Genomic DNA, 7,628 nt, shown 5'->3' with positions numbered 1-7,628 from the left:
TTCTTCATCAGAATCTCCTCCTTAATCATTCGAGAAAATTCTACTTTCAAACACCCCTAAATTTCGGGGGGATTACCCAACCAGTACCCGAAGACGAGCGGCAGAACTCCCGTCATGGCCTTCATCGATCACCCGCCCAAACCGAAAAAACAAAAAAGTATGAAATCGAAAGAACCGTAAGCTAACCTGACACAGGAGCGACAACTGTCAGCCGATTACCATCTTCACACAAACATTCTCTGTAAAAACTGTTAGTTCGCACCGCTCTGTTTTTTTTACAAAGAACCGATGTTTATTATCGTGGTCTTTTCTCTCGTAAAGCTCTGCATCATTGATTCCAACGAGGTCTCACTGCCGAACCCGGACAATTTTGTTCCTGCATAAGACAGGCCGGGTAACATGACTGCATTTTGATTAATTTGCACAAACCCAACTTCGATTTTCTTCGAAACATGCATACAGGTCGAGATATCCTTACCCCAGATGCTCGCAGAAAGCCCGTATTCGACATCATTGGCTTTATCCACGAGCTCATCCAAGGTTTCGTAACCAAAGACACACATGACAGGTCCAAAAACTTCTTTTTGGACAATTTCTGAATCATGAGGAGGATCGACAAAGAAATGCGGCTGAATGAAAGCGCCGTCCTCTAGTCCACCTGTTTTCGGGAGTTCGCCCGCTATGAAAGGTATCTGATTACCCTGGATCGCGCGATCAATGAACCCCTGAATTCTCTGCTTTTGCGCCCTAGACACGATTGCGCCAGTGTCTGTGGCGTCGTCCAGAGGATCCCCCATCTTCAGCTTTCCAGCCTCACAAACGGTCTTTTCGACGAATTCATCGAGACGCTCTTTCGGCACGTAAACTCGCGTGGACGAAGTGCAGCTTTGCGCTTGCCGAGTGAAGCGTATGCCTGAGACGGCACCGTAAACGGCAGTATGCATATCGCAATCTGGGAGCACCAGCATTGGAGACTTCCCACCAAGTTCGAGATTCACCTGCTTCAAATTCTTAGCTGCTGTGACATAAACCTTTCTGCCAGACTCAACCGATCCCGTAAAAGAAACCTTTTGAATCTTGCGGTTTTCAACAAGCATTTGGCCAGTATCGGCACCGTATCCAACTACTGCATTAACCACACCTGGCGGCAGCAACGCGCCTATAGCTTCAATGATCTTCAGAACCGTAAAGGGAACGATTTCAGGAACCTTCAAAACGACGGTGTTCCCAGCAATCAAAGGTGCCGCGACTTTGTACCCTAAGAACATGAGGGGCATGTTCCACGGAATGATTCCAGCGACGCTCCCTACCGGCTCTCGTGTCGTTGCCGCCAAAACCGAACGGCTAAAGGGTACTGTTTTTCCCTTAAGTTCTGTGCCGAAGCTGGAAAAGTAAGTGAATATGTCCGCAAGCAAATTAACCTCGCCAACACATTCGGTACGATGTGCCTTACCTGATTCCAATGCGAGGAGAACAGCGAGCTCCACAGCATTATCTCGGATAATCGAAGCACAGTGTCCTAGGGTATAAGCACGGTCTTTGGCTTCGTGAGCGGCCCAGGCAGGGAATGCGGCTACAGCACAGTCGACTGCAGCGTCAACTTCCTGCCGAGTGCAATTCGGCGTGTGTCCGATCTTTTGATTATACGCTGGGTTGACAACTTCGATCGGAGAACCTTCGGAAGACACTAGTCTGTCATTCAAAAACCACTTGCCGTTAAGACCTAAAATCATATCGCGCGCAATTTTGCAGCGAAGCGTCGAATTTGCTACCTGCGTTGGCGTAGTCATTTGCCTGCCTTTATGAAAATTGAAGAATGTTGCTTGAGATGGCTGATGCATTGATTTACATGACGTTGCCGACGATGGCAGACAATTTCAATAGAATTTGGCGACGAGTAGCGTTGGATGGAAAAGAAAGAGTTTAACTGTGCGTATGTTCTGTTAACAGCTTTAGCAGGCAGAAATGACGATCATTGCGCTTCATGTGAAGGCGATAGTTTTACACGCAGAACGTTCAGACAAAGCATCAGCAAGCGTCGCCGTTTGTTTCAATCCCACGGCATATCACGGGAAACAAGGACAATTGTCATATCCAGTCGCGGAAGTGCATTCTGGATTGATATGATCGCACTTTGGTCTCTTGCCGCAATTCCTATACCCCTCGAAAAGGATATATCGGAAGATCACGCCACAGAGATATTCAGTTCTAGTCAGCCCACACACTTCATTGGCGAGTTTGGTACATTACCACCCGCGTTTGGTACTCTGAAATCTGTCGACGGCGCTATGCCAAGCACGCTTGAATTAGCTCGAGAAACCTTGGAACAATTCGAAGTTGAATCAGTCGGTTCTGGGGCTCTTGCAGGCTTGTTTTACACTTCAGGCACGACTGGTTTGCCGAAAGGTGTGATGATCAGGCACGACATGCTTATTAGCAATATGTACGCGACCCAGTCCCGCATCCAGTTGCGTCCGATGGACCGGCTGTTCATAGCAATTCCCTTTAGGTTCATCTCCTCCATCTCACATTTTTTGGTCGCGATCCTAGCTGGCGCAGTGTTTGTGGGAACAGAGAAGCGTTTAATGCCGAAGAACCTCATTGCGGAACTCGAACACAACGAAATTACCGCGTTTGGAGGCGCACCGATACAGTTGCGCTTCATAGCCGAAGCGGCATCCAAGGCGCTGAAACTGCTGCGTTGGGTTATGTCCTCGGGTGATCATCTTTCGACCGAGATTATCGAGAGTCTAACGAATCACCGGCCAGACATAGAGGTACATACGGTTTATGGCCTTACTGAGGTTGCTGGTCGGCTCTGCACCCTTTCACCGGGTCTTACGCAGCGCGCGTTGGGGTCAGTGGGTAGCGCTATCCCAGGTATGGTCGTTGAGGTGCGCAATGATTCGGACGAAAAATGTAAGCCATTTGAGGTTGGTCATGTTTATGCAAAAGGCAATTGTTGTTTTGCCGGCTATATCGCAAACGAAAAAGCGACTGCTAAAGCTTTGACCTCATGTGGCTTTAAGACAGGCGACCTCGGATATTTAGATGATAATGGGCACCTCTATCTTTCAGGTAGATCCGACAGCGTGTTCAAACGGTCTGGCCTGAAGGTTTCGTGTCTGCCAATCGCTGATGCTTTGATGGCAACCGGTTTCTTCAGTGATGCTACTGTTCTACCAAGAGAAGATAAGATTTTTGGCGCCGTTCCAATTGCATATGTTGTGATGAAAGACGACCTTACGTTCCTACAGCGCGAGGTGATGAAGGCGTTGCGCCCCCTACTGCCTGCAAACCATCTTCCCGCCGATTTTGTAAAATTAGATATCATCCCGCGTACAGGGTCTGGGAAAGTCATCCGCAACGCTCTCTTTCAAAAACTCGAAGAGAAAGCAGGCCAGCGAACTTGAACGCTTCATGGGAGTCTCAACGATTGCTTCCTAAGAAAAAGAGCTATTTTCCTCCTAGTGCCCCCCCAAACTCTGTTCATGGCTTGGCCATGGTAGGGTCCATTTAACGAAAATGACGAGTCCTAGACGGTCGTGTTTTAATCATCAATAATTCAGTAGTCGATCCGCACAGTCTATGGGTCATATGTGTTGTTCAGCAATCAGGTTTGAGACTTGTGCTCCACGGCATACACGAAATTTGCCTTTGACAAACCAATGGCATTGCCCGAAAAAGCGTATCCGGGCGTCGCAACTAAATACTCGGATTTCGAGCTGCTTTTTACCTGTTGCACGGAACCTGTTTTTCCACGTGAGCAGAAAACGATTGAAAGCATGGTTAAGAGAGCTTTTAACTCGCAGCTAATTGATGTTTGGGTGAGAACCCCGCTTAAAAATGAAGCGCAGCGGTTTTAGAAAATCGAGAAACTTTCCCCGACACGGCGAACAATAAGGTGAGTTAGTTGAAGTTAAATTCAACCGAATTGCAAGTAGTGGTTGTTGTGGCACTCGTAATTGGCATTGCTGTCTACACGATTGCGCGGGGCGAAGAAACAAGGGTGCGGTATGTCGGCACAGATTGTATCTACTATCTCATCTATGAAAATACTGGTGCCATTGATCTCGTAGGAATCGGCGGCTCCCGTATGATGACGTCTTTCGATGCCGATGATGTTGAACGGAAACTTGCAGCAATCGGTAAACCCAACCGAGTCGTTTACAACATGTCGCAGAGTCACTTCAGCTTAGAAAAGAGCTATGTCGTGTTCCGCGATCTGATAGAACGACGCAAGGTAAAAACTGCCGTAATAATGCTCGAACCAAGGCAATTCGCTGCACGTCCAGGCCAGTTGCATGAGAAGTTCTTATCCGTCGCAAAACTCAGCGATATTCCACTTGCTCTGTCCGCCGTCTCTTCCGAGAACCCGCTTCAGGGAATTCGTGGTATATCAGATATGATCAAACAAAAGCTTAAAATACCGCCGGAAGTCCCATCTTGTTTAGGGAAAAATACAGGACGTAGCATTTGCAATCGTTTTGTACATCAAGAAGGAAAAACGAGGAACTGCCACAGTGGTGATTACCGATTCAATTTAGATGTTCTGAACAACGTAACTGAACAAAACAAAACGAAAACAGACAAACCGTATGTTTGGAATTTTGACGATGACCGCGAGAGCTTTAATGACACGTACATACGTGCCCTAAAAAAAATCGCGGATGGACATGAGGTGTCGCTGTTCTTCGTATATCTGAATCGCTCAACACGCGCGAATCCGGATTTGAAAACATCGGAAATATTTGAAGAAAAGTATGGTTTGCCTTTACTCGTTCTTCCAAGGCACCTGGAACATGAATTGGCTACTATGGGTCGTAGAGATGAAGCGCATATATACAGCAAGGGACGCGAAAAATACCTTCCTTGGCTTTTTAGAGCCATTCAAAAAAAATGCCCAAATCCGGAAGGCTGTCTATGAGGTTTTGGCTGACATTCAACGATTAGATAAAGCGTCCCTTCTCAGTCCTATACGCCTGGATTTTAACAAAATACTTGCGTACAGCCTTTTGGCTCTGGCAGTAATTTATCTTAGGAATTTCTGGCCGCTGAGCACAATTCAAGCGATCTACGAAAATTATTGAGGGTATCGAGATGTTGCTAACTCGTGATCAAGCGCAGGAGAAGCTTCAGAGCTATCTCGCCGACAAAAGCGGAATTGACGTTGCCGAACTCGGAATTGACGCACCGCTTTTTTCGAGTGAAACACTAGATTCTCTGGAAGCCGTCAATCTGATCTCCTTTCTCGACACCGACCTAGGAGCTCAAATCGATGCCTTTTCGATCAGTTTTGAAGAACTAGACACCATAAATAAGATTCTAGATCTAAGCGGGTTCTAGATGCATGCTTTGCTAATATTTGAGACACTAAAAAAAATCTTATTCGCATCTACTGCCATCGCAGTCTGGAGCGCCATTCTTTCCATATTTGTTTCATCGGGCCTCTTGTGGTGGCTGTTGCCTGACGCGTTTAAGAAACAATCGTCCATGCAGCTGCAATCACATCTGATGCAACCGGAAGAGGTCTTCAATGACACGTTGGTGATTGGTGATTCACTTTTTTTCCAACGTCTGAGCATTAAACAACCCGTACAAAAAATCGAGATAAACTCATTTGACCCTTATGACGCAACGTTTTCGTTGGAGCAGATCGAGAAGCTGAAGGAAGTACGGGGAATCGAAGCGAATTACTGTCGCGTATTTATACAGTTTTCTCCGTATTTCCTGGTGCGGATGACCTCTCGAGGAGTCAATCAGAACGTCAATTATTTTTCTGACCTCTCGAGCACCTCCTCCCTTTTCTGGCCAAGCAAACTTACGAAGCGCTTCTTCTACATAATTGAAGAATTTTCCGTATGGCTGGGAAATGCGAAACCGACTGGGGCAGCAGATCGTCCCAGCCATTTCCCTGTCCAACTCTCAAACGTCGACGAAAACCTGGAGAACTGGGGACGTCTTTTTGAACGCATCAAAGTTGTACAATTACCGGTAACACTTGTTCAAGACCGGGCGGGTTCCGACTACTCCACCGCATCAGATGTACTTGAATACTTCGACACGCAGTTCCCGCAGGAAATTGCGCATGGGAAATATGGAGCGCCCAACCTGCAACTTGTCGGAATCGAAACCGCGCAACAGGAGTTGGCGAACGGTTGTGAAACTAAAAAGAACTGAACGTGCTTGCTGATCTAGAATTTTATATCCTTGCCCTCGTAGCCTCAGCAGTTATTTTTTGGGCAATTCCGTCAAACATTGTGAGATACCGAACAGTTATTCTGGCGACCCTGTCCGCAATATTTGTGTTTAGTATATCGCCAGGCGGCTTCTTAGCCATTGGTTACCTGACTACTATTGCATACCTTTCCAACAGAGTAGTCGTCCCCAGACGCCGCCGAACCCTTTTACTCTCAATCATTGCTGCGCTGATTCCAATGATCAGCACACGACTGTTTGCAGACCTGAGCGCGCTTTACACGTTTGGAATTGCCTTCTCGACGGTGAAGTCGATCGGCATCGTCATTGATAATTATGCGAAGCAACGAAGCTATTCGTTCCGCCAACTCTCTCTGTTCATGTTTTTTTTCCCGCTTGTCACGATTGGACCAGTAGAGCGCATTGAAAAATTCGATGCCGAGCAATTACGAAGCAAACCCGAGATGGATCAGTTGATCCTTGGCGCTGCGCGTATTGTGTGGGGTATTTTCCTCGTCCACTACATATGTGATGCGTTAATCGATGGTTTGCTTTCGGGCAGTCACTTCTCAACACCGGAGGGGTTTGAAGCCTTTTCGGTCTCAACCGCCTGGACATTCGTGGGACTGAAGTTTTTCTATACTTATTTGAACTTTGTCGGATTTTCCGAGATAGCCATCGGCTCAGGATATTTGTTTGGCATCAAGGTGATTGAAAATTTCAATCGACCACTGCTTGTCACTAACATTCAGGGATTCTGGCAGCGGTATCACATCTCGATGGGTAACTGGATCGCGCGGTACCTTTTTTTTCCGATTGTGGGAGTCATAAAAAAGGATTGGTCAAACTACGCAGCGACACTCTTTGCCTTCATCGTATTTGGAGCTTGGCACGCCTTCACATCAAACTACTTGTTTTGGGGGGTGATGCACGGTCTTGCTGTCGCCGGCTATCATCTCTACCGACGTATCTTGATGCCAAAACTGAAGTCTCAACCTCGAGCTTTCCACAAGGTACAAGCCCTACTCGGGTTTTTCTTTACGATTTCTTACGTAGCCTGGCTACAAACATTCGCGAACTTAGATTCTTTTCAAAGTGGGTTGAATCTTACATTGAGAATGCTCACATTTCCATAAACCAGCATATGCCAGTCCGCAGTCTTAGTCTCCATAGTCTTGCGTGCGTTTTTCCGGGCGGCGGCTCGGTTGGTTTCAAGTTTTTCCGCTTAGCGCCGAACGATATTCACATACTTACGCAGATGATTGTTTACTTCCAAATCTATATCTTGGCGCCTACCCAACATCGCACTGTTCCAGTTCTAACGCTCACTCGAAACCTTTAGCAAGCTGTCACAGAGGTGGTTCGGTTTGTTTGAGCAGTTTCTTGTCGTTTCTTAAGTGGATTCCCTGCTCGGTTACGCCGCGACCAGG

At 47.0% G+C, this 7,628-nt stretch carries 6 protein-coding genes; 5 read left to right on the top strand and 1 reads right to left on the bottom strand.

Translation table 11 applies throughout. From position 1 onward, the window contains the following. Window positions 1–275 precede the first annotated feature (275 nt). Window positions 276–1,790: an aldehyde dehydrogenase family protein gene (locus QMZ18_RS36655; RefSeq protein WP_282611403.1), complete on the bottom strand. Its 1,515-nt coding sequence runs from the start codon at window positions 1,788–1,790 to the stop codon at window positions 276–278. A gap of 117 nt (window positions 1,791–1,907) precedes the next feature. Between QMZ18_RS36655 and QMZ18_RS36650 the strand changes: the two genes are divergently transcribed. The 5 genes from QMZ18_RS36650 (at window position 1,908) to QMZ18_RS36630 (ending at window position 7,334) form a co-directional block, all read left to right on the top strand. Further along, entirely contained in the window at window positions 1,908–3,413 is a 1,506-nt protein-coding gene (locus tag QMZ18_RS36650; RefSeq protein ID WP_282611402.1) for a class I adenylate-forming enzyme family protein, read from the top strand. Window positions 3,414–3,913: 500 nt separating this feature from the next. Then, window positions 3,914–4,927 carry a hypothetical protein gene (locus QMZ18_RS36645; RefSeq protein WP_282611401.1) on the top strand — a complete coding sequence of 338 codons (1,014 nt, stop codon included), beginning with the start codon at window positions 3,914–3,916 and terminating at the stop codon, window positions 4,925–4,927. A gap of 173 nt (window positions 4,928–5,100) precedes the next feature. After that, window positions 5,101–5,346 carry an acyl carrier protein gene (locus QMZ18_RS36640; protein WP_282611400.1) on the top strand — a complete coding sequence of 82 codons (246 nt, stop codon included), beginning with the start codon at window positions 5,101–5,103 and terminating at the stop codon, window positions 5,344–5,346. Then, on the top strand, window positions 5,347–6,180 hold the full coding sequence (locus tag QMZ18_RS36635) for a hypothetical protein (RefSeq protein ID WP_282611399.1): 834 nt from the start codon (window positions 5,347–5,349) through the stop codon (window positions 6,178–6,180). It begins immediately after the preceding gene. A gap of 2 nt (window positions 6,181–6,182) precedes the next feature. Further along, entirely contained in the window at window positions 6,183–7,334 is a 1,152-nt protein-coding gene (locus QMZ18_RS36630; RefSeq protein WP_282611398.1) for an MBOAT family O-acyltransferase, read from the top strand. Window positions 7,335–7,628 lie beyond the last annotated feature (294 nt).

Origin of the sequence: Pelagibius sp. Alg239-R121 (genome assembly GCF_947331435.1) — a bacterium.
In the GTDB taxonomy this organism is placed as follows: domain Bacteria; phylum Pseudomonadota; class Alphaproteobacteria; order Kiloniellales; family Kiloniellaceae; genus Denitrobaculum.
Note: the sequence above shows the minus strand (reverse complement) of the source record. Positions and strands in the feature narration are given on the sequence as shown.